General features: G+C 62.7%; 15 protein-coding genes and 1 riboswitch. Of the genes, 1 reads left to right on the forward strand and 14 read right to left on the reverse strand.

What is annotated here, in order from left to right:
* Positions 1 to 74: 74 nt before the first annotated feature.
* A riboswitch (purine riboswitch) is annotated at positions 75 to 175 on the reverse strand.
* A gap of 111 nt (positions 176 to 286) precedes the next feature.
* Complete coding sequence (locus VQ071_RS09335) at positions 287 to 709, reverse strand: MarR family winged helix-turn-helix transcriptional regulator (RefSeq protein WP_340513971.1); 423 nt, start codon at positions 707 to 709, stop codon at positions 287 to 289.
* A gap of 247 nt (positions 710 to 956) precedes the next feature.
* Here VQ071_RS09335 and VQ071_RS09340 point away from each other — a divergent pair, with 247 nt between their 5' ends.
* The gene (locus tag VQ071_RS09340; RefSeq protein WP_340513695.1) at positions 957 to 1,133 is read left to right on the forward strand and encodes a hypothetical protein; all 177 of its coding nucleotides are present in this window, start codon (positions 957 to 959) and stop codon (positions 1,131 to 1,133) included.
* A 120-nt stretch (positions 1,134 to 1,253) separates the two neighbouring features.
* On the opposite strand, the gene gyrA is transcribed toward VQ071_RS09340, so the two are convergent.
* The 13 genes from gyrA to leuD form a co-directional block, all read right to left on the reverse strand.
* Entirely contained in the window at positions 1,254 to 3,731 is a 2,478-nt protein-coding gene (gyrA, locus tag VQ071_RS09345) for a DNA gyrase subunit A (protein ID WP_340513696.1), read from the reverse strand.
* Between the two features lie 16 nt (positions 3,732 to 3,747).
* Positions 3,748 to 5,691, reverse strand: a complete 1,944-nt coding sequence (gene parE / locus VQ071_RS09350; protein ID WP_340513972.1) for a DNA topoisomerase IV subunit B — start codon at positions 5,689 to 5,691, stop codon at positions 3,748 to 3,750.
* Positions 5,692 to 5,905: 214 nt separating this feature from the next.
* On the reverse strand, positions 5,906 to 6,217 hold the full coding sequence (locus tag VQ071_RS09355; protein ID WP_340513697.1) for a hypothetical protein: 312 nt from the start codon (positions 6,215 to 6,217) through the stop codon (positions 5,906 to 5,908).
* A gap of 102 nt (positions 6,218 to 6,319) precedes the next feature.
* Positions 6,320 to 7,306 (reverse strand): ABC transporter permease, encoded by a 987-nt coding sequence (locus VQ071_RS09360; protein WP_340513698.1) that lies wholly within the window; start codon positions 7,304 to 7,306, stop codon positions 6,320 to 6,322.
* Entirely contained in the window at positions 7,296 to 8,252 is a 957-nt protein-coding gene (locus tag VQ071_RS09365) for an ABC transporter ATP-binding protein (protein ID WP_340513973.1), read from the reverse strand. The genes VQ071_RS09360 and VQ071_RS09365 overlap by 11 nt, the downstream gene beginning before the upstream one ends.
* Before the next feature lie 102 nt (positions 8,253 to 8,354).
* Complete coding sequence (locus VQ071_RS09370) at positions 8,355 to 9,179, reverse strand: GDSL-type esterase/lipase family protein (RefSeq protein WP_340513699.1); 825 nt, start codon at positions 9,177 to 9,179, stop codon at positions 8,355 to 8,357.
* 287 nt (positions 9,180 to 9,466) lie between these two features.
* Positions 9,467 to 11,266: an ABC transporter ATP-binding protein gene (locus VQ071_RS09375; RefSeq protein ID WP_340513700.1), complete on the reverse strand. Its 1,800-nt coding sequence runs from the start codon at positions 11,264 to 11,266 to the stop codon at positions 9,467 to 9,469.
* Positions 11,263 to 13,047 (reverse strand): ABC transporter ATP-binding protein, encoded by a 1,785-nt coding sequence (locus tag VQ071_RS09380; RefSeq protein ID WP_340513701.1) that lies wholly within the window; start codon positions 13,045 to 13,047, stop codon positions 11,263 to 11,265. The genes VQ071_RS09375 and VQ071_RS09380 overlap by 4 nt, the downstream gene beginning before the upstream one ends.
* A 283-nt stretch (positions 13,048 to 13,330) precedes the next feature.
* A complete protein-coding gene (locus tag VQ071_RS09385; RefSeq protein ID WP_340513702.1) occupies positions 13,331 to 17,059 on the reverse strand; it encodes a dynamin family protein in 3,729 nt (1,242 codons plus the stop codon).
* A complete protein-coding gene (gene nth / locus VQ071_RS09390) occupies positions 17,056 to 17,730 on the reverse strand; it encodes an endonuclease III (protein WP_340513703.1) in 675 nt (224 codons plus the stop codon). The genes VQ071_RS09385 and nth overlap by 4 nt, the downstream gene beginning before the upstream one ends.
* Positions 17,731 to 17,895: 165 nt before the next feature.
* On the reverse strand, positions 17,896 to 20,598 hold the full coding sequence (locus VQ071_RS09395; RefSeq protein ID WP_340513704.1) for an S-layer homology domain-containing protein: 2,703 nt from the start codon (positions 20,596 to 20,598) through the stop codon (positions 17,896 to 17,898).
* A gap of 44 nt (positions 20,599 to 20,642) precedes the next feature.
* Entirely contained in the window at positions 20,643 to 22,214 is a 1,572-nt protein-coding gene (locus VQ071_RS09400) for an N-acetylmuramoyl-L-alanine amidase (protein ID WP_340513705.1), read from the reverse strand.
* A 225-nt stretch (positions 22,215 to 22,439) separates the two neighbouring features.
* A complete protein-coding gene (gene leuD, locus VQ071_RS09405; protein ID WP_340513706.1) occupies positions 22,440 to 23,048 on the reverse strand; it encodes a 3-isopropylmalate dehydratase small subunit in 609 nt (202 codons plus the stop codon).
* Between the last annotated feature and the right edge of the window lie 17 nt (positions 23,049 to 23,065).

Consider the following 23,065-nt stretch of genomic DNA (forward strand, 5'->3'; position numbering starts at 1 on the left):
TTCTTGCTAACCTCCAGTATTTGTCTCTAAAATCAAGCACAAAAAAACTTCCCTGCTACCAAATACGGACCTCATGAAAAAGATCCGGTATTCGTAGCAAGGAAGTTAAGGCTTCCCGTAGAGACCCCCGCCCTTCATATCGCGAGGTTATACGAATTTGCATACATGCATTCTAAAACAATCGACAGGCATCATGTTAACGCGATCGCTTGCCGTTGTCAATCGCAACACATTCCAGCGTATGCACGAATTTCCGTTCGCACCATGCCGCGCGTCGGTCGCTGCGCTACATCGCCTGCGGGTCCTCTTTGCGTTCGAGCGCCTTCTTGTCCCTCGTGCCCGATACTTTGCCGATCAGGTACACCAGGAGCTGCCGGTTGTGCGCTGACAGACGGTCGAGCGAGCGGTTGACGATATCGCTGCGGATGCGCAGGCCGCGCTCGCGCTCGGTATGGCCGACGTCGGTCGTGCTGACCCATACGATGCGGCGGTCGTTCGCATCGCGCGTACGCTGTACGAGTCCGTTGCGCTCCATGCGGTCGAGCAGCGTCGTCACGGCGGCAGGCGTCGTCTCCAGATGCGGCAGCAGCTCGGATGGCTTCATCGGTTCGTATGCCTGCAACAGCTCCAGCACTTGCAATTGTCCTCCGGTCAGTTGAGGCGCCATCTCCGCCTCCATCTGGGTTTGCCAGTCCTTTGAGAGCTTCATCCAGCTCTTCACGAATTCAGCAGCCGGTTCCACCTAAGGCTCACCTCTTCATTAGCGTAATAGCCGATTTTTCTCTGCTCCTTTAATTATATGCAAACCCGATGTCGAAAGATAGATTAAGCGCATTAAATATTTACGTCATAAAACCGCATCGTATGGTACAGGACGACAGCCTATGACATATACTGATGACAACTGAAGACAAAGGCCGGTCGACGGACGGGGTTGAAGCGAAGGAGAGGTATGAATGGCGGCTGAAGATGAGCGTATACGAATGATCGGCGTCATGGCGCGCGAAGCCGGAATACTGGACGATCCTGCATGGCTGAGCCGGCTGTCGGAGCCGGTTCCCTTGTGGTTCGTATTGGAAATGATGCTGAGGTGGATCGACCGCTACGATCCGCAGGACGGCCCATTCGACTGACCGCTGATGACAGCACGAGCACCGATCGCTTGGCGACGGTGCTCGTGCTGCGGTTCATGGCAGCTGAATCGGGGCGTGCGGCTGGATGCATGCGTCCCGATGGCTGCGGGTCAGTGCGGATCAGTGGCTCTGCGGCGGCTGCGGCTTCGGATACGTCTCCGCGAGCGGATCGGTGCGCTCGATGGCGGCCACGATTCGGCCTGTGCCCCTGCGATCCTCGAGCGGCGTCGCATCGGAATGGAACTCGCCGTATGCGCCGCCGGCCGTCACGGTCACGATGCTGATATCGTCCTTGACATAATAGGCGGCGACGAGACGCGTGCCGTTCGGGCGCACGCGCTTGCCTTCCTTGATCTCGAACGTCTGGATGCCCTTGCCCCCGCGTCCCTGCGGCGGATAATCGAGCAGCAGCGAGCGCTTGGCGTAGCCGTAGTCCGACACGACGAGGATCTCGCCCTCGTCTCCGGCGACCTGAAGGCCGGCGACGACGGCATCTCCCTCGCGCAGCAGAATGCCGCGCACGCCGCCCGCGACGCGTCCCTGCGGGCTCACGTCGGATTCCTGAATCCGAATGCTGAGCCCTTGCTCCGTGACGAGCAGCAGCTCCTGCGGCGTATCGCTCCGGTACACCGAGCGCACCTCGTCGCCTTCGGCAACCTTGACAGCCGCGATCGCGACGCTGCGGTTGGTCGCGTACTCGGACATGAGCGTCCGCTTCACCTGGCCGCGCCGCGTGACGAACACGAGCGCGGGCCCCTGCTCGCCCTGATCGGCCAGCGTCTTCCACTCGCCCGCCTTGACCGGGATGACCGCCATAATCCGGTCGTCCTTGGGCAGCGGGATCAGGTTGACGATCGCGGTCCCGTTCTCCTTCCACTTGAACTCGGAGATCTGGTGGACGGGCAACTGGTAGTACATCCCCTTCTGCGTGAACAGGAGCAGCGAATCGAGCGTGTTGAGCTGCAGGCTCCAGCGCAGCTGATCGCCGTCCTTGAGCCCCGTACTGCCCAGATCGCCGCCCGAGCGGGTGAACGACAGCATGCTCGTGCGCTTCACGTAGCCGTGGCGCGACAGCGTGACGAGCACTTCCTCTGCCGGCACGGTCACCTCAAGATTGACCTTCAGCTCCTCGACCTCGCCCTGGATGACGGAACGCCTGTCGATGCCGTACTTGCCCCGAATCTCGCCCAGCTCGTCCTTGATGACGCCGAGCAGCTTTTTCGGGTTGTTCAAAATCGAGCGCAGCTGGTTGATTTTTTTGACCGTCTCCGCGTGCTCTTTTTCGAGCGAATGAATCTCCAGATTCGTCAGGCGGTACAACTGGAGCGTAAGAATCGCGTCGGCCTGGCGCTCGGAGAACCCGAACTTGGCCACGAGATTGTTTTGCGCATCCTGCCGGTTTTTGGAAGCCTTGATCGTCTCGATGACCGCATCGAGCAGGTTGAGCGCCTTGACGAGCCCTTCGAGCACATGGGCACGGTCCTCCGCCTTCTCCAGATCGAATTGGGTGCGGTGCGTGACGACTTCGCGCTGGTGGGCGATATAGGCTGCGAGCATCGCCTTGACGCCGAGCTGACGCGGCGCTTTGTTGACGATTGCCACCATGTTGAAGTTGTAGGCGACCTGCAGATCGGTTTTTTTGAACAAAAAGGCGAGAATGCCCTCGGCGTCGGCGTCCTTCTTCAGCTCGACGACGATGCGCAGTCCGGCGCGGCCGCTCTCGTCGCGCACTTCGGCGATGCCCTCGACCTTCTTCTCAAGGCGCAGCTGGTCGATGCTGTTCGCAAGCTTGGACTTGACGACCTGATACGGAATCTCGGTGACGACGATCTGCTGTCTGCCGCCGCGCATGTCCTCGATCGCCGTCTTGGACCGCACGTAGATGCGGCCCTTGCCCGTCTCGTATGCCTCACGGATGCCGTCTTCGCCCATGATGCGACCGCCCGTCGGAAAGTCCGGTCCGCGCATGATCTTCATCAGATCGGACACGTTCAGGTCCGGATTGTCGATGAGCGCCGTGCACGCGTCGATGACTTCCCGCAGGTTGTGCGGCGGAATCTCGGTCGCGAAGCCGGAGGAGATGCCGCTGACGCCGTTGACGAGCAGATTCGGATAACGCGCCGGCAGCACGACCGGTTCCTTGGTCGTGTTGTCGAAGTTGTCCTTGAACAGGACGGTGCGCTTGTCGATATCCTTGAGCAGCTCCATCGCGATATGGGACAGACGCGCCTCGGTATACCGCATCGCCGCCGGCGGGTCGTCGTCCATCGAACCCCAGTTGCCATGGCCGTCGACGAGCGTGTGCCCCATTTTCCACGGCTGCGCCATCCGGACCATGCCGTCGTAAATCGACGAATCTCCGTGCGGATGATAGTTGCCCATGACATCGCCGACGGTTTTCGCAGATTTGCGGTACGGCTTGTCGGGGGTATTGCCCGAATCGAACATCGCGTACAGGATCCGGCGCTGGACCGGCTTCAGGCCGTCGCGCACGTCCGGAATGGCGCGGTCCTGGATGATGTATTTGGAATAGCGTCCGAAGCGGTCGCCTACGACCTCCTCCAGAAACGCCGGCAAAAAGTTCTCGAGCAGGCTCATATATGTCTCTCCGTCCTTATTCCTCGTATTCCGTGAAGTCGACGTTGTCGATGATCCAGCGCTTGCGCGGATCGACCTTGTCGCCCATCAGCGTGGACACGCGGCGCTCCGCCTTGGCGGCGTCCTCGATCTGCACCTGCAGCAGCGTGCGCGTCTCCGGATTCATCGTCGTCTCCCACAGCTGATCGGGGTTCATCTCGCCGAGTCCCTTGTAGCGCTGCAGCTCCGCGCCTTTTCCGATTTCCTTGAGGTAGTTCTGCAGCTGCTCGTCCGTCCATGCATACCGTACGGTCTCAAGCTTCCCCGACTTGCGCGTGAGCTTGTAGAGCGGCGGCTGGGCGATGAACACCTTGCCCGCGTCGATCAGCGGCTTCATATACCGGTAAAAGAACGTGAGCAGCAGCACCTGGATGTGCGCGCCGTCCGTGTCGGCGTCCGTCATGATAATGATCTTGGAGTAATTGCACTCCTCGACGTCGAACTCGGGACCGACGCCGGCGCCCGTCGCGGAGATGATGGCCTTGTATTCTTCATTCTTCAAAATATCGATCAGCTTGGCCTTCTCCGGGTTCATCGGCTTGCCCTTGAGCGGCAGAATCGCCTGATACTTGGAGTCGCGCCCCTGCTTGGCGGAGCCGCCGGCGGAATCGCCTTCGACGATGAACAGCTCGTTGCGCGTGTAGTCCTTGGACTGCGCCGGCGACAGCTTGCCGCCCAGACTCGCGCTCTCGCTGCGCTTCTTGCCGCTGCGAATCTCCTCGCGCGCCTTGCGCGCCGCTTCGCGCGCCTTGGACGCCTGCACCGACTTGCGGATGAGCTGCTGTCCGACCTGCGGATTCTCCTCGAGGAACACGGCCATCTTCTCCGCCACCACGGCGTCGACCGCGCTGCGCGCCGAGGCGCTGCCGAGCTGGTCCTTCGTCTGCCCGACGAACTCGACCTCCGACATCTTGATGTTGATGACCGCCATCATGCCTTCGCGCAGATCGCTGCCTTCGAGGTTCTTTTCCTTTTCCTTGAGCTGGCCGATCTTGCGGGCGTATTCGTTCATGACGCGCGTGTACGCCGTCTTGAAGCCCGTCTCATGCGTGCCGCCGCCCCGCGTCGGGATGGCGTTGACGAACGAGGCGATCGTCTCGGTGTAGCCGTCGTTGTACTGGAGCGCCACCTCGACCTCGATATCGTCCCGCTCCGCCGAGAAGTGAACGACGTCGTGCAGCACCGTTTTCCCCTCGTTCAGGAACTCCACGAACTGCTTGGCGCCGCCCTCGTAGTGGAATACGTCCTCCTTGCCGGAGCGCTGGTCCTTGACCGTCACCTTGAGCCCCGAATTCAGGAATGCGATCTCCTGCAGACGCTCGGACAGCGTGTCGTAATTGATCGAGACATTGCCGTGGAATACCTTCGGGTCCGGCTTGAACGTCACCTTCGTGCCGGTCTTGTTCGTATTGCCGAGCACCTCGAGGCCCGTCACGGGCTCGCCGACATGCTCCTTGCCAGCCTCGTCGACCCATGTCTCGAAGCGCATGCGATGCGTCTTGCCCTCGCGGTAGATCTCCACCTCGAGCCACTGCGACAGCGCGTTCGTGACGGAGGCGCCGACGCCGTGCAGGCCCCCCGATTTCTTGTAGCCGCCGCCGCCGAACTTGCCGCCCGCGTGCAGAATCGTAAAGACGACCTGCGGCGTCGGCACGCCGGTCTTGTGCAGGCCGGTCGGGATCCCGCGCCCGTTGTCCTGCACCGTGACGGAGTTGTCGCTATGAATGGTCACGTCGATCCGCGAGCAGTACTTGGCCAGATGCTCGTCGACGGCATTGTCCACGATCTCCCACACGAGATGATGCAGACCGGACGAGGTAGTGCTGCCGATGTACATCCCGGGCCGCTTGCGGACGGCGGTCAGCCCCTCCAGCACTTGTATGTCGTCCGCTCCGTATGTCGTACCCGCCTGCGCCGCCATTTCGGCGTACAGACCTGTTTGTTCGGTCACGAAAGATCCTCCTTGCTGCTTCTAAAGCGCCCGTACAGACGCACCTTCCGTTCATTTTAAGCTAAAAGGCAGAATATGCACAAGGCGTCCGTAAAGTAATGATGCCCCGCAAATAAAAATAAACCGCCTGCGGGCGGCAGAAACGGTCTAAAGTCGGACGTTTGCAATTTTTATCGGCAAAGACTCAACTGGCAGCTACGACTTTTTTCAACAGGCGGATATCGGTCGTATGCTCGGCGACGACGGATGCAAGCTCGTTAAAAGCAACCTCATGCTCGGTGTTTTTGGCCACTTGCTCGAAGGTCGCGTCCAGCTTGTGTTCGATCCGGTCAACTTTGTGTTCGACTCGCTCCATTCGCAGCTCCAGCTGATCGAGTTTCTGCTCGAACTGATCCTGCTTCTGCTCGAACCGATCCTGCTTCCGCTCCAGCCTATCCAGCCGTCCGACGACATCTCCCAGCGTATCCGCAATCTGTCTCAGCAATTCATCGCTCACTTGTATCACCGTCCTTGCATCGATTATAGCACGAGCCCGGACGATGTCGAACCCTCGCTTAAAACTTCCAATTCATGTTGACAAATGACGCCTTCATCCAAATTAAGCCAAAATATCCTGCCGCGTGAATACGGCGAACGACACCCCGATTGCGGCCAATGCCCACACGCCCAGCACGGCCAGGGAGAACCCGAGCGTCATCCCTTCGATCGGCGGCGGAGAGCCTTGCAGATAGACGGACAGGTCGAGATTGACGTTAAACAAATATTTGGCGCTGTGCCAGGACGAGGCCATATTCGCGAGAATCGAGCCGGAGATGACCGCCGCCATCATCGTGACGAGACTTGCGGCCGTGCTGCGGACGAGCACCGACACCATGAAGGCGATGACCGCCACCGTCATGGCCGAGAACCAGACGAGTCCGAGCTGCATGAGCATATAAGCGCCCTGCGTCACCGCATGCACACCCGTCGTATCCATATCGGAGCCGTGCAGCCTGAAGCCGACGAACACAGGCTCGCGCCAGCCTCCGTAGCCGAAGACGAGGCCGGATATGAGGTAGCTGACCGCGGCCGTGACAACGAGGATCAGCGACACGTACAGCGTCAGCGTGGCCAGCTTCGCAGCCAGAATGCGCCAGCGCCGCACGGGCCTTGTCAGCAGCATCTTGATTGTGCCGCCCGATCGCTCCGAGGACACGATATCCGATGCGACGGCCAGCACCATGAGCGGGATGAACAGACCGACCGCGTTCTGCAGGAACGTATTGGTGAAGCGCACCGCGTTCGTCGTATTCGGATTGACGTCGCGGTCCAAATAATATTGCAGCTGCTGAACGAGCGCGAGACGCCATTTTTTCCATTCCTCGGGTATGCGGTCGCTCGACAGTGCGTTCGTATTGTCGGCGATGCGCTGTCTGAGCTCCGCCCGCCAGTCGGTGAACTTGTCCTCGCTGTTCTGTGCAATCTTCATCTGCGCGTAAACGAATACGGGCACGAGCACGAGCAGAATGAGCAGGATGACGGCGAATCGCTTTTTCTTCCACACCTTCACCGTCTCGTTGCGGATCAGCTCAAGATTACGGCGCATCGCGCTCGCCTCCCGTCAGCGTGAGAAATAAAGATTCGAGCGTCGGCACGACACGCTGAACCGCCAGCACGCCGACGCCCGCTTCCGTGCAGCGCGCGACGACGCCCGGGACGTCCGCTTCGCGGATTCGCGTCGGGATCGCGCCCGGAAGCGCCAGCAGCACGGCTTCGTCGAGCAGCGCGCGGTCGCGGTCCGCCACGTCCACGCGCGGGTCTTCGGACAGAATCCGCCGGCCGGCCGCCGGGTCCTCGAACAGCCACAGCGTATGCGCTTCGGCCTGGGCGATCATCTCGTGCACGTCGCCGACGGCGATGATCCTGCCGGCGTCGATGATCGCGACGCGGTCGCAGAGCAGCTGAATCTCGCTGAGCAGGTGGCTCGACACGAACACGCTCATGCCCTGCGCGGCCAGCTCGCGGATGAAGGCGCGCAGCTCCTTGATGCCCTTCGGATCGAGGCCGTTGGTCGGCTCGTCCAGAATGAGCAGCTTCGGCGCGCCGAGCAGCGCCTGCGCGATGCCGAGCCGCTGCCGCATGCCGAGCGAATACGTTTTGACTTTGTCGTGCATCCGCTCGTCGAGCCGTACGATCCGCGCCACCTCGGCGATCCTTTCCTCGCCGATGCCGTCCTGCATGCGCGCGAACAGGTCGAGATTTTCCCAGCCGGTCATATAGCCGTACATCTCGGGATTCTCGACGATGCTGCCGACGTACCGGAGCGCACGCTCGGGGTGCTTGTTCGCATCCTCGCCGCAGACGAGCACGCGTCCGGACGTCGGCTTGATCAGATCGACGAGCATGCGGATCGTCGTCGTCTTGCCGGAGCCGTTGGGGCCGAGAAAGCCAAAAACCTCCCCGGCGCGCACATCGAACGAGATGTCGTCTATAATTTTCCGACCGCGAATCGTCTTCGACAGACGCTCGACAAAGAGCACGGGGGCTTGCATCCCGCCCCGATCCGCGTTATTCCGCAAGGGCGGGTTCGAATTGATGCCGCTTGTGGACGAAGTGTCCGCTTCCGTCTGCATGGTCTCATCCCTCCCTGCTGTCTAGTTCAGCGCCTGCGCTACACGAATCGCGATGCGGGCATATCCCGCTTCGTTCGGATGGAAGTGGTCCGATGACAAGTAAAGCGCCGACTGCGATCGGAACAAATCGGCCGTCGGAACGACAACGATGCCGCCGTCGGCTGCGGCGAGCTTCTCGGCGTAGCCGTTCCACGATTCGAGGATAGCGGCGATCGGCTCTCTCAGCTGCTCGAGCTCGTAGAACGGGTTGTATAGCGCGATATAAGCGATTCGAGCGGACGGATTCAGTTCGCGAAGCTTGGCGAAGACGGCCTGAAGACGCTCCTGTGTCGCCGGCAGCCGCTTGTTCGCCAGCTCGGGGTCCACGCCGCCCCCCTCCGCGATCGATCCGCCCTCCTGCTGCGAGGAACGAAACAAATCGTTGCCCCCGATCGTGAGCAGGACGAGGTCCGCCTCGGCCACCGCATCGCGCATCGCCTTGCCGTCCAGCTGCTTGGAGAGCCCGGCGGCTTCGAGGCCGCTGACGGCCAGATTGCCGCTCAGCTTCACCGGCTTGCCCAGCGACTTCGCGAGCTGTGCCAGGCTCGCGCTCACATAGCCCTTGCCCGTCGCGTCGCCGATGCCGCGCGTGAGCGAGTCACCGAGCGCGACCGCCCGAATCTCGGGCTTGTCCGCCCAAGCGCCGCCCGCCTGCGACGCAGCCGGCGTCGGCGTCGGCAGCGCCAGCCCGGCCGAAGGCGCCCATGTGTCCTTCAGCGCCCAGCCGAAGCCGTAGAGCAGCAGCGCCGTGCACAGCAGAGACACCGTACCCAGCGCCGGCCAGAGCCAGCTTCGTCTTCTCAGCATGTCATCCCCTCCTCTCCGTGCGCGAACCGCGATGTTCGCGACGCTTCCATTTCCTTCAACATACCGAATCGCGGCGTCAATATCAAATCCATCAGGGATGAGCGCCATTCTTACTGCCGCAGCTCGCATTTCTTGACCGCAGGTGCGCCATTATTTCTTGACCGCAGGTGCGCCATTTTGGGTGCACCATGCCGAATGCCCGCCGGCCACTCGCCGCCAATGACTGCCACATCCGACGCGCAAAAAAGCTCCCGTCCAATCCTGGGCGGGAGCCGAGCCGCGAAGCGTCAAGCCGACAAAAACCGGTACTGTGCTTCGATCAAGTTGCGATAATGCCCCGGCCTGCGCATGAGCTCCTCGTGATTGCCTTGATCCACGATGACGCCATGGTCGAGCACGAGGATGAGATCCGCATGGCGGATCGTCGACAGCCGGTGGGCGACGATAAACGAGGTGCGATGCTCGAGCAGCGTGCCGAGCGCCTCCTGGATGCGCACCTCGGTCTCGGTGTCGATGCTGGCCGTCGCTTCGTCCATGATCAGAATACGCGGATCGGCGAGCAGCGCCCGCGCGAACGACAGCAGCTGGCGCTGCCCCATCGACAGCGCGGAGCCGCGCTCCTGCACCTGCGTATCGTAGCCGTCCGGCAACTTCACGATGAAGTCGTGCGCGCGCACGGACCGGGCGGCCGCCTCCACCTCCGCATCGCTCGCCTCAGGCCGGCCGTAGCGGATGTTGTCCCGGATCGAGCCGGAGAAGATGAACGTGTCCTGCATGACGATGCCGATCTGTCGGCGCAGACTGTCCAGCGTCGCTTCGCGGATGTCCATGCCGTCGATGCGCACGGCACCCGAATTGACGTCATAGAATCGGCAGAGCAGATTCACGATCGTGCTCTTGCCCGAGCCCGTATGTCCGACGAGCGCGACCGTCATGCCGGGCTTGATGTCAAAGCTGACATTCTTCAGCGCCAGGCGGTCCGGATCGTAGCCGAAGACGACGTGATCGAACTGTACGCGTCCCTTGATGTCCGGCAGCGGGCGGGCGTCCTCCTGTTCGGCGACGATCGGCTTCTCGTCCATATACTCGAAGATGCGCTCCGCCGAGGACATCGAGATCAGCAGCTGGGAGTACATCTGTCCGAGCCGATTGATCGGCTCCCAGAAGTTGCCGACATAGGTGATGAACGCGACGAGTACGCCGACCGTCAATTCTTCCTGCTGGATCAGATGCGTACCGTACAGGAGGAGGATCAGCGTGCCGACCGCCGACGTGACCTCGATGACGGGACCGAACAGCTGGTTGAGCGCGGACGCGAAGTTCCAGGAGCGGACGCTGCTGCCGTTCAGGTTGTCGAAGAAGCGCATATTCTCCTTCTCTTGCGAGAACGCCTGCGTCACGCGCATGCCCTGGATCGCCTCGTTCAGATGCGAGTTGATGCGCGACTGCTTGATCCGCACCGTCTGCCAGGCCATCCGCGTGCGCTTGCGCAGCGAGGAGGAGACGAAGATGAGCAGCGGCACGGTGATCATGACCGCCAGCGCCAGCTTCGGCTGCAGCACGAGCAGGATGACGACGATGCCCGCGAGCTGGGCGATGTCGATGACGGAGTTGACGACGCCGTTGGACAGCAGATCCTGCAGCGCATTGACGTCGTTGGTGATGCGCACGAGCACCGAGCCCGCGGGCCGCTTGTCAAAAAAGCGGAACGACAGCGTCTGCACATGCTTGAACAGCGCGGACCGCAAATCGTAAATCACCTTTTGCCCGATGTCGTTCGTATGCCGGATCGTATAATTCTGCGCCCACCAGCGAAGTCCGTACATCGCGAGCATGACGCAGAAGACGATCGTCAAGTAGCCCATGCTGCCGTTGCCGCGGTCCGGATCGATGACCTTGTCGATCGCGAGGCTCATCAGATACGGAACCGCGAGCCGCGTCAGCATGCCGAATACCATCATGACGAACACGACGCGCGTCACCGCGCCTTTGTAAGGCTTCAGATAGTCGAACAGACGGGCCATCTGCTTCCAGTTGAACGATTTCTCGATCAGGACGTCGTCCTGGTATTGAAACTGTCTGCTCATCCGCTCACCTTCCTGCCGCTTGCCGATTCTTCGCCGAGTTCGTCCGGCCGGTCCGCGAACTGCGTGCGGTACGTCTCCCGGTACAAGCCGGGCAGCCGCACCAGCTCCTCATGCCTGCCGCGCTGCACCGCATGTCCCTTGTCCAGCACGATGATCTCGTCGGCATGCCGGAGCGAGGAGATGCGGTGGGCGATGATGAATACGGTTCTGCCCTTCATCACCTGCCGCAGCGCGAGCTGGATGCGATGCTCCGTCTCCATGTCCAGCGCACTCGTCGAATCGTCGAGGACCAGCACTTCGGGCCGGATCAGAAAGGCGCGGGCCAGCGCGATCCGCTGCTTTTGTCCGCCGGAGAGGCCCATGCCGCGCTCCCCGACGATCGTGTCGTAGCCGCCGGGCAGCTCCATAATGAAGCCGTGCGCATCCGCGAGCTTCGCGGCCTGCTCGATCTCCTCCTGCGTGGCGTCCGCGCGTCCGTAGCTGATATTTTCCCGGATCGTCGTCGAGAACAGGAACGATTCCTGGAACACGATCGCCGTCCGGCGTCTCAGCTCGCTCAGGTCGAGCTGGCGGATGTCCGCGCCGTCCAGCGTGATCGCGCCGCTCGTCACGTCGTATGCGCGCAGCAGCAGCTGGACGACCGTCGACTTGCCGGAACCGGTCCCGCCGAGCAGGCCGATGACCGAGCCCGGTGCCGCCGTCAGATCGAAGTTGACCAGGGCGGATGGCTGATGCTCGTGGTTCGGATAGCGGAAGGTCACATCATGATAGCGGATGACGCCAGCGCGCTCCGCCTTGGGCAGGATCGGGTGCGCCGGCGCCTGCACGTCGACATGACGGTTCAGCAGCTCCAGCAGCCGCTCGCCTGCGGCTTTGGACATCGTATAGTTGTTGATCTGGAAGCCGAGCGTCCACAGCGGCGCGACGATCATCCCGAGCATGGCGTTCAATGCGACGAGGTCTCCCAGCTGCATGTGGCCGGCGATGACACGCCAGCCGCCTACGAGCAGCAGCAGGGCGACGCTGAAGCTGGCGACGAATTCGATGATCGGAAAGTAAGTCGCCCACACGCCGGCAATCGATAAATTGTTTTCCTTGTATTGGGTGTTGCCCTCGTCGAACTTGCCGTATTCGTAACTGGCGCTGTCGTAGGACTTGACGGTCCGCACACCCATGATATTCTCCTGGACGCTGGTCGTCAGCTTGCTGATCGCGATGCGGATCGTCCGGAAGATCGGGTGAATCTGCAGTTCGAAGCGGATCGCCGTGTAACCGATGATCGGGATGATCCCGAGCATCATCAGCGCCATCGGCCAATCGACATAAAACATCATGCCGTAGCCGAACAGCACCAGGAACATCGTGTTGAGCAGCTGCGCGAAGCCGAAGCCGACGAAGTTGCGGATGCCCTCGATGTCGGCCGTCAGGCGCGACATGAGATCGCCCGTACGGGCCTGATCGTAAAAAGAAAAAGATAGCTTCTGGAGCTTGTCGTAGCTCGCATTGCGCATGCGGTACGCGAGCCTGTTGCCGAGTCGTCCTCCGCAAAATCCGTGCACATACTGGAATCCTGCCTTGACGACGATCAGCGCTACCGCCAGCAGTGCGAGTCCCATGATTCCGTCGAATTCCCGCGGCGTAATCATGTCGTCGATGAGCGTCCGCAGCAGCAGCGGATAGACGAGACCGATGGCCGTTGCGACGGCGAGTCCGAGCACCGAACCCGTCAAAAAACCTTTGTCCGGCCAGAAAAATTGCTTGAGGCCTCTGAAAATATCCAAGCGACAGTCCTCCCCTGTGAGCATCACCACGGAAGTGTAACAGGATTGTCACATGTGTTCAAACGCCGTATGCCGCAAGGAGAAAGCCTGAGTGCGGAGGAGAGCGATTAAGCATGGGAAAGAGTCCGATATCTCTTAAATCATCCTGTTTAAGCCCTTACATCGATATATTCAGCAGAAATTGCCGGGAAACGGCAGCAAATGAAAGAAAAGAACCCCCTCGCATTCGCTAACGATGCGAGAGGGCCCGATATGCGACAATATGGAACAGGCGGAAAAACGTCTAAAAATCGGATTCTAGCGCCTGCCATTCGTCCTGCAGCCTGCGAAGCGCCTGCTCTGCGCCGGGCTTCGCCAGCGCCAGCCGGATGCCCTCGGCATAGGCGGCGAGCTCCGCGGCGAGCCGGTCCGCGACCGCGCGCAGCTCGCTTCGATAGGCCGACACGAGCCGCTCCGCCCACGCTGCGCGGATGCCGGCCAGCCAGGCGTCGGCCGCCTGGAACAGCGCGGCCTCCGCCTCGTCCTTGAGCGCGCGGCTGCCCTCGCGCTCGAAGAAGTGCTTGGGGCTGCGGAACGCCTGCCACAGCTGACGTCCGTCGCGGTCCGGGCCGGAGGCGAACGGCTCCGAATCCTGGAGGCCGAGCGCCGGCGCCGACGGCGGCTCGGTCTCGAAGCCGCCGAGTCCGACCCGCGCGATCCCCTCTTCGATCTGCCGGCCGATGATCCGTCCGAGCGCCGTCTCCATGCGAAGGCCTGCGGAGCGCAGCTCCTGCTGCAGATCCTCGCCTACGCTGCGCTTCAGGTCCAGCCAGCAGGAGACGATCAGCTTGCGCAGGTCGCGCCCGTCGTCCTGGAGCACCGACGGATGGAACGCGGACATGAAGTGTTCGCCGAAGCGGTACTGCACCCTGCGCCGCAGATGATAAAGCTGCTCGCCGAGCTCCTCGACGAGCGGCTGGACCGCAGCGTCCGGCAGCCGCGACGTCCATTCCTCCCGCAGCCGGTCCGCGGCGGCAAGCTTCGCCTCCGCGGACGACTGCCGGCCGGCCGCGTCCTCGCTGGCCGAGCCGAGCAGGCGCTCGATGCGCCCGCCGGTCCGGGCGAGCTGCTTGCGGGCGGACGCCAGCGCGAGGCTGCCGAGCTCCTCGTCCGCGAACCGCCGGAACGCGGTCTCGAAGTCCGCGAGGCCCGAAGCCCGGCGCGCCGCCGTGTCACCGGCCAGCTTGGCCTCGAGACCGAGCAGGCTGGACACCGGATAGATGCGCGGCTGGCGAATGCCGTGCTTCAGCAGTTGCGTCTCCACATGGGCGGCCACGCCCGCCAGCTCCTCCGGAGAGGCGGCGAGGTCGGCCGCATTGAGCACGAAAAACATTTTGTCGAGCTCAAACGCGTCCTTCACGCTGCCGAGCTGATGCAGGAAGCTCCGGTCGGCCTCGGTGAAGGCGTGGTTATAATACGTCACGAACAGGACGGCATCGGCGTTTTTGATGTACTCGAAGGCGACGCCCGTATGGCGCGCATTGATCGAGTCCGCCCCGGGCGTGTCGACCAGCACCGCTCCGCTGCGCGTGAGCGGCGCGTCGACATGCAGGTCCGCCGAAGCGACGAAGCAGGATGCCTCCTCGTCCGCCACATAGCGGCGGTAATCCGTGCCTTCGGCCAGGAACGAAGTGCCGAGCAATGGCCCGTAGCGCTCCCAGCCGCGCGCGGCGGCGCGCAGAAATGCAAGATGCGGCCTGCCGCGCGGATGGATATCGTCGGGCGACATGCGGGCGGCCAGCGCGAACAGCTCCGCGGGGCTGGCGGCCGACGCGATATTGCGTTCCGAGACGCCGAGCCGCGCGAGCGAATGCGCGAGATCGCTCCGCATGTCGTCCGCTTCCTTCATATGAATGCGGGCGGTGCCGTGCGGCGCGTCAGCCGCGGGCGCGACGATGCGGTTGATCGTCGCCGTCGTCGGATTGGGCGACACCGGCAGCGCGGGCTGGCCGACGAGCGCATTGGCGAACGAGGACTTGCCCGCGCTGAACGCGCCGAAAAGCGCGATCGTGAACCGGCTGTCCCGCAGCTGCGCGGCCTTCGCGGACAGCGCCTCACGCTGCGTCGCCAGCTCGGGGAACGGCGCCAGCAGCGCCGCACCTCGCTCGAGCAGTCCGGCGGCCGCGGCCGAAGCGCCGTACGAGGCGCTCTCGCCCTGCTCCGCTTCGGCCGCATCGCCTGCGGCAGCGGTCCCGGCGTTGGCTGCCAGGGCGCTCAGACCTGCGGCCAGAGCCGGGGCGACAGCCGGCGTATCCGCAGCCGCGCCGGAAGCCCCAGCCGCCTCAGGCAGCACCGGCTGCGGAGCCGGCAGCTTCAAGTCCGCGACCGCCGCGCCCCCGCTCTGCGGCAGCATCGACACGAGCCCGCGCTCCGCCTCCTCCGCTTCGGCGTCCAGCGCGCGCAGCCTGTCGGCCGCGGCCTGCCTGCCGCCCAGCTGCTCCAGCTGCGCGGCGATGCCGGCCGCAGCCGCATCGCGCTCGGGCTGCCGCTGCGCCGAGAGCGCCTCGAACATCGAGAGCGCCGTACGGCGCACCCGGCTCTTCCATTCGGCGCCCAGCTCGGATGCATAATGAAGCGTCGCATCGCCGCCCGCTCCGGCGCCGGGCTTGACGAGCGATGCGATCCACTCGCCGTCCGGCGCGGGCAATGCCCGCTCCAGCTCCGCTTCCCATGCGGCGTCGCCGAGCCCGGCCTCGCGCGCCTCACGGCGCAGCATCGCCCGCACGTGCACATGCACGTTCGCCTCCGCCTGCGCGGCGAAGTCCTGCGCGAGCTCACCCAGCCTGCGCTCGCGCTCCGCCTCGGTTTTGGCGCCGCTGCCTAGCCAGCCGACCTTGAAGCCGGCCTGCCGGCTCTCCAGCACCGCCCGCGCCTTTTCCCGCGTCTCCGCCGGGGTCAGGCCCGCATTGGCGAGCAGCTGGTCCAGCTCGCGCTTCAGCGCGTCCAGCCGCCGTTCGCCCGCGGACCGCACCTCCTCGAGCGCGGCATCGAGTCCGGCACGCGCCGCCGCCAGCTCCGCCAGGCCGTTCTCGCCGCCTGCCTCCTCCAGCAGCGACTCGCGCCGCTCCGCCTGCCGCTGCACGATGCCTTCCTTGAACTGGCCGGCCAGATGCAGCGCCGACCGGTCCGCGCTGTGCAGCAGCAGCCGCTCCTTGGCGCCCTTCAGCTGCTCGATGACGCGTTGCAGCTCCGTCATCTGCGACAGCGGATGCTCCGGTACGCGCATCGACAGGAACAGCAGGCCCGCGAGGCCGATCCGCCATGCCTCCAGCGCATCCGTCAGTCCCTGCCGGAAGTCCGCGAAGCGAACCTCGCTCTCCCGGTGCTTGTCGATCTGATTAACGATCAGATAGGTCGGCTTGCCCCACTGATGGAGCGTCCGCAGAAACCGGAAGTTCACATCCGACAGCACATGGTTGTAGTCGGTCACGTAGAAGACGACGTCGGCCAGATGCAGCGCCGACTCCGTCGCGGCGCGGTGCGCGCCGTCCGTCGAGTCGACCCCGGGCGTGTCGACGAGCGCGAGTTCGCCGCCGAGCAGCGGGATCGGATAGCTGACCTCGATCGAGGATACGCCTTCGCCGTCTATGGCGAGGTCGCCGAGGCGGTCGACGGACACATCGGGAATCTCCGTGACCGTGCCGTCTTTGGCGACGAACTCGACCTTGACCGACGGCTCGCCGTTGACGATCGTCACGACGTTGGCGCTCGTCGGGATCGGCGACGACGGCAGCAGCTGCGCGCCGCACAGCGCGTTGACGAGCGTCGACTTGCCCGCGGAGAAATGTCCGCAGAACGCAAGCGTGGCGATATCGAGCCCCAGCTTGCCCGCGAGGTCCGCGAATTTGCCGCCGTTCACGGAATCACCGGCCGCAGCCGCCGCGGCCGACATGCGGCGCAGCGCGTCCGCATACGCCGTGACCCGAGACGCCGCATCGTTTATCGTCGGCATTTCCAATTTACTTGTCGTCATGATACGGCTCCTCCCCGCTTCCGCGCGCCCGCCGGCTTCAGCCTGCGCTTGCCCTCAGGACAAATATCCAGCAGCGGACAGATGTCGCATTTCGGATTTTGCGCCTTGCAGTGATAGCGCCCGAAGAAGATGAGCCGGTGATGCGTCAGCGTCCACTCGTCCTGCGGGACGAGCTTCATCAATTTCTTTTCGACCTCGAGCACGGAATCCTCCGCCTTGGCGATCGCCAGCCGCTTGGACACGCGCTCGACATGGGTATCGACCGCGATGGCGGGCACCCCGAAGGCATTGGACATGACGACGTTGGCCGTCTTGCGGCCGACGCCCGGCAGCTCTGTCAGCCCTTCGTGGCTCTGAGGGATCTCGCCGCCGTATTTGTCGATCAGCAGCCTGCATAGCTTCTGAATGTTGGCCGCTTTGTTGCGGAACAGTCCGATCCGCCGGATATCGTTCTCGAGCTCCTCAAGCGGCACTTTCAAATAATCCTCGGGCTTAGTATATTTCTCGAACAGCGTCGCCGTGACCTTGTTGACCGTCTCGTCGGTGCACTGCGCGGACAATAGCACCGCGATCGTCAGCTCGAACGGGTTGCGGTGATTCAGCTCGCAATGCGCGTCCGGGAACATCTTGGCGATTTCGTCGAGAATATATCGCATTTTTGTCTTGTTCATCGCTTGCTTCCATCCCCCATGCCTTGTTTCCGTTAAAAGCATTACTCTTCAGTGTATCGGAAGATTGGCAATTCGACAAGAAACAGCGCGTGACGGCAGCGGCAGATGACGGCAAAAAAAAAGAGGCCCGCCGTTAAGCGGAGCCTCTCCTGTGCCGAGCGCGATTTATGATTTGGCAACCTCGACCGCTTTGCCGCGGAGCACGTACACTTTGATCGGATCGCTCTTGTTCAGGCTGTCGGTCGTCAGCGTCGTATCGCCTTGATGGATATACGCCTGCGGCGACAGCGAGACATAGTTGTTGTTGTCGCTGAGCGATTCCTTCTCGTAGTAGAGCGTGCTTGTCGTCTTGTCCACGCGCCAGTACGTCTTGCTGATGGGCGTCACGACGGTCAAAATGATGCGGTCGCTCTCGTCCTTGCGCAGCTCGACGCGATCGTCCGCCTGGATGGCGGACAAGCTGTTCGACGTCGCGCCGTTGCGGATGATCGTCGGCGTCAGTCCGACCGTCTGCTTGACGGCGGCGCCGGAGCCGGATTTGATATCGATCGTGCCGGCCGCGGTATCGACGGCAACGACACGGCCGTACACGTACGGTACGATCTTGGCGAGCGTCGGCGTCTGGCCCTCAAGCGTGATGTTCATCAGCGTGCCGACTGCGAAGCCGCCGAGCGTCGTCGCATTGCCGCTCGCATCCTGGAGGACGAAGCTCTTGCCGACCGTCCATTCGGTAATCGTGCCGTCGGAAGACCTGGCCCTCAGCTTGGAAGCCGCCGTATCGACTGCGATCGTCTCGAATTGGACGGTCTTCACGACCTGCAGCGAGATTGCATAAGTCTGTCCGTCGTCGAGCAGCGCGACGATTCTGTCGCCCGCCTTCACGTCGGCATAGGAACGATTCGTGACACCGAAGATCTCTACCGAAGGGTTCGTATAAGGCACGGACACCGTCGTATTGTTGTCGAGCAGCAGCTTGATCGTCTTCGTCGTCGTGTTGTTGTCCGATACCGTACCCTTGTACTGGGCGACATAGGAGATCGCGACGATGTTGCTGCCGGAGAAGCCGATGTCGATCTTGCGGCCCTTGTACAGCCTGCTCATGCCCGCTTCGGCCGTCAGCGTCGTACCGTTCAGATCGTAGCGGACACCTGCGCCGAGCGTGAATGTCTTGACGTTGCCCGCGGCATCCCTCAGGATCAGCACCTTCGCGTCGCTGTCGTACGAGGAGACGATCATGCCGTTCTGAACCTGCACGCTCCGCCCGGACGCTTCGACTGCGGTCACCTTGCCTTCCGGATTGAGCGTCAGCGCGACTGCGTCGCCCGGATACAGATCGGCGAGGGTCGCGTCGGCAAGCCCCGAGATCTTCACGGTGACGCCTGCGACATATTCTTTGCCGATGATGTCGGTCGAGCCGGATACTTTGTATTGAATCGTCTGGGCCGCCGTATCGATCTTGAACAGCGTGCCCGTCACGCTCGAGAGCGAAGCGCTCTTGGTCACGTTCACGGCAGTGTACACGCCGTTCTTGATCTCGTAGGAGACGGTGTCGCCGACCTTGATGTCGGCGATCGCCGCCGGGACGCCGCTCGCGGTCCGCAGCACGGCGTTCGAATCGACGGCGCGCGTCTCGGCGACCGAAGTCGCGTTGTCCTTGATTTGCAGCTTGCGGTTCGCCGTATCGACGGAGAGGACCGTGCCGGTCCCCGTCTTGGCGACGGCCGATTGACTCGTCTTGACGGCGAGGACCTTGCCGGACTGCGTATATGCGTCGATCACGAGCGTGAGTTCGGCATTCTCCGGCAGATCGGTCAGGTTCACCGCGTTGTTCTCGGCGTCGGTGACGATCGGCAGGCGTGCGGCGTCGTACGAATACGGCAGCACGTCCGCGCCGCTCAGCAGCGTGATCGTGGACTTCGCCGCATTGACGACGACCAGCTTGCCCTGGACGGACTTGACCTGCGGCGTGTCGCTGACCTGCTCCACATAAGCGGCCGTGCCGTCCGCGGCGGCGATGACGCTCGCCGTGCCGTACAGCTTGAGCGCGTCTTGACCGGACAGCGCTTCGGCGTCAAGGCGCGAATACAGCGTCGATGCCGATACGTTGTATGTGGACAAGGTTCCGTTCGCCTGCAGCAGGGTTACGCTGTCAGCGCCGACGCCGAGCAGCATTCCGGTCGTCTGGTTGGGATATGCGACCTGCTTCTTGGCTTCTGCGCGGCTGAACAGCGTGGCGGCCGTCGCGCGCGTGACGACGGTCTTGGGTGCGAACTTGTTGCCGTCCACGCCCTTGACGAGCTCCTGGTCTACCGCCGCCTTGACATAGCCGACGAGCTTGGGGTCGATGGCGGCATTGTCGGCGAACGAAGTCGCGCCCGACTGGGACACAGCGCCGATCGTGCGGACGAGCAGCCTGGCCATCCATTCGCGGGTAGCGTCGGCTTCCCCCCACTTGGCCTTGGGCTCGGCTTCCGCCAGCGCGAACTCCTCGCTCCGGTCCAGCAGTCCTTGCTTCATGGCGTAGCTCACGTACAGGTTCGCATAAGCGCTAACGCTGAAGGTGCTCGGAAAAGCGGCGACGCCGGAGTCGAGCGCCTGCTGCTCGAGACCGAGAAAGCGGATCGCGATGATGACTGCGTCCTGCCGCTTGAGCTTGTCGTTCGGTCCGAACTGGCTCGCTCCCTTGCCCGCGATCAGACCTTGCAGCGCCAGCTTGGCGATATGCTTTTCAGCCCAGTGTCCGGCCGCCACGTCCGTGAACGGCGTCTTGGAGGCCGCGGAGGCGGCGGGCGCGAACGCAGCCGCGCTTGTCCAGCAGAGCGCCAGCATCAGTATAGTTGCCATGAATCTCCGTGACTTCAACGACATCGTCATGTCTCCCCGTTCATGCGGCCGGGCGTTCCCGCCGGCCGTCACGCTAAGTTAAGATAAGCTTTGACTGCGGCTGCGAGGCCGGCAGCCGTACGATTCTGGAAGTCTTCGGTGAACAGCTTGCTCTCCTCGGCCGCATTGGACAGATAGCCGGCTTCGAACAGCACGGCCGGCATCTTGGTCTCTCGCGTGACGGCAAGGCTCTTCTGGATGACGCCCCGGTCCGCGAGCCCGGTGGCCGGCGTCGCGTACTGCTTCACGATGTTGGCGAACGCCAGGCTCTCGGCCCTGGTGTAATACACCTCGGTGCCGTTCGCCGTATTCTTCGTGTTGCTGTTGGCATGGACGGACAGGAACAAGTCCGCCTGCAAGCTGTTCGCCAGGTTGTAGCGGTCGCTGAGCGACGGGAACGTATCTCCCGAACGCGTCATGACGATGTTGAGCCGCGGATCCCCTGCGAGCAGCGCCTGCAGCTTGAGGATGACGGCGAGATTGAAGTTTTTCTCGTACTTGCCGCTCACGCCGATGGCCCCGGAGTCCGAGCCGCCGTGTCCGGCGTCCAGCACGACCGTATATACCTTGTCCTGAGGCGCGGGCGGCGCGACCTGATCGCTGAGCGCGATCTTGAATTCGCCTGCCGATGCGTCGTTCGACAATTGGTAGCCGGATGCGCGGCCGAGATCGATGACGAAGCGGAGCGCGTTCGGATTCGTGCTGAACAGCGAGTAGCGGATCTGCGTCATCACGGCGCTGCCCGCGATCGGATAGTTGCCGCTCTTGGCCGTCGCGCCGCTGACGACGAGGTTCTGGCCGAAGTCGGCGGCGAAGTCCGACTTGGGCACATCCACCACGATCCGGTCCGGACCCGTCAGCGTCGTGACGACGGGCGCGATCGAGCCTTCGTAGCTGAGGATGACGGCTTCATTCTCGTAACGAATGCCGTGAATCAGAGCCAGGCTCGCGTAAGGATCGGTACCCGTCGTGCCTTCGCCGACATTGCCCGTGCCGTTCTGGCCGCCGGTCGAACCGGTGCCGCCGCCGGAGGCGGGATCGTCGTCCACGACGCCGATCAGACCGCCGCCCGCATTCCCCTTGCTCCCGGAATCGCCGCCCGACGGATCGCCGGTCGGCGTGCCGCCGGCATCTCCCCCGTCAGCACCGCCGGAGCCGGCGTTGGACGTATAGATAAAGGCCGACTTCGTCTTGTTGTCCCACACGATATCCGCGCCGAAGTTCTGCTTGACGAAAATAAGCGGCACCAGCGTCGTGGCGGTCTTGGGCGTCGTCTGCTTGATGATCGGGGCCGCCTCGATCTCGGCCGCGACGCCGTTCACGGTCGCCTTCTTGCTGCCGACGGTCATGACGACGACAGATTCCCCGCTCGTGACCGTCACCGTCTTGGTCGCATTGTCGAACTTGACGGTGTAGCCCAGGTTCTCCGTGACGGTGCGGATCGGCAGCATGACGCGGCCGTCGATCAGCGCAGGCGGCTCCTTCGATGTCAGTACCACGCCGTCCAGTATGAGTTGGGGCGTGACGGCAGCGGCGGAAGCGAATCCGGCGGCTGCGAACAGCATCGATACGACAAACAGCAGGGAAATCCAGTACCTCATGCTTCACCTCGGTGTCTATGATTGGGCCGCTCCAAAAGCGGCGCTTCCGCTAAAAAAGTCCTACTTGCGGACCTTCGTATCGGAAGGGGCGCTTTTTGGCTTGTCCACCTACAATTAGACGCCGGGCGATGTCAAAAGTTGCGAGATTTAGAGGAAAAAAAGGCCCTCTCTCCCGAAAAGTGTCGACCCGGGAAAGAAGACCCATTTTGTAAATCGAATGAAGGATTAAAATACGTTCGCGAGTCTCTTTTCGTTCTTCGCTTCGTATGCTGAGATCTCGTCGGCATGCTGCAACGTCAGGCCGATATCGTCAAGCCCCTGCAGCAGGAACTGGCGACGGTGCTCGTCGAGCTCGAACGGGATGCTGAGGCCCTGGTCGTCCGAGATGACCTTGTTCTCCAGATCGACGGTCAGCTTGTAGCCTTCTGTCGCTTCGGTGCGCTTGAACAGATCGTCGACCTGCTCCTCGCTCAGCTTGATCGGCAGAATGCCGTTCTTGAAGCAGTTGTTGTAAAAAATATCCGCGAACGAAGGCGCAATGACGACGTTGAAGCCGTAATCGAGAATCGCCCACGGCGCATGCTCGCGCGAGGAGCCGCAGCCGAAGTTGGCGCGGGACAGCAGGACCGAAGCGCCCTGGTAGCGCGGCTTGTTCAGGTTGAACTCGGGAATGACGGCCCCCTGCTCGTCGAATCTCCATTCGAAGAACAGGAACTGGCCGAACCCGCTGCGCTCGATGCGCTTCAGGAATTGCTTGGGGATGATGGCGTCGGTGTCGACATTGACGCGGTCGACCGGCGCGACGAGACCCGTAGATTTGATAAATGGTTGCATATGCGTATGTCTCCCCT

It is taken from the genome of Cohnella sp. 56 (assembly GCF_037963805.1).
Classification (GTDB): Bacteria; Bacillota; Bacilli; order Paenibacillales; family Paenibacillaceae; genus Cohnella.

Bases quoted from the DNA above. Each gene is read 5' to 3' on its own strand.
- VQ071_RS09375 (WP_340513700.1), bottom strand. From the start codon at position 11,266: ATGAGCAGACAGTTTCAATACCAGGACGACGTCCTGATCGAGAAATCG.
- VQ071_RS09360 (WP_340513698.1), bottom strand. From the start codon at position 7,306: ATGCGCCGTAATCTTGAGCTGATCCGCAACGAGACGGTGAAGGTGTGG.
- gyrA (WP_340513696.1), bottom strand. From the start codon at position 3,731: ATGAGCCTGCTCGAGAACTTTTTGCCGGCGTTTCTGGAGGAGGTCGTA.
- VQ071_RS09385 (WP_340513702.1), bottom strand. From the start codon at position 17,059: ATGACGACAAGTAAATTGGAAATGCCGACGATAAACGATGCGGCGTCT.
- nth (WP_340513703.1), bottom strand. From the start codon at position 17,730: ATGAACAAGACAAAAATGCGATATATTCTCGACGAAATCGCCAAGATG.
- VQ071_RS09395 (WP_340513704.1), bottom strand. From the start codon at position 20,598: ATGTCGTTGAAGTCACGGAGATTCATGGCAACTATACTGATGCTGGCG.
- leuD (WP_340513706.1), bottom strand. From the start codon at position 23,048: ATGCAACCATTTATCAAATCTACGGGTCTCGTCGCGCCGGTCGACCGC.
- VQ071_RS09370 (WP_340513699.1), bottom strand. From the start codon at position 9,179: ATGCTGAGAAGACGAAGCTGGCTCTGGCCGGCGCTGGGTACGGTGTCT.
- VQ071_RS09400 (WP_340513705.1), bottom strand. From the start codon at position 22,214: ATGAGGTACTGGATTTCCCTGCTGTTTGTCGTATCGATGCTGTTCGCA.
- VQ071_RS09335 (WP_340513971.1), bottom strand. From the start codon at position 709: ATGAAGCTCTCAAAGGACTGGCAAACCCAGATGGAGGCGGAGATGGCG.
- VQ071_RS09365 (WP_340513973.1), bottom strand. From the start codon at position 8,252: ATGCAAGCCCCCGTGCTCTTTGTCGAGCGTCTGTCGAAGACGATTCGC.
- parE (WP_340513972.1), bottom strand. From the start codon at position 5,691: ATGGCGGCGCAGGCGGGTACGACATACGGAGCGGACGACATACAAGTG.
- VQ071_RS09340 (WP_340513695.1), top strand. From the start codon at position 957: ATGGCGGCTGAAGATGAGCGTATACGAATGATCGGCGTCATGGCGCGC.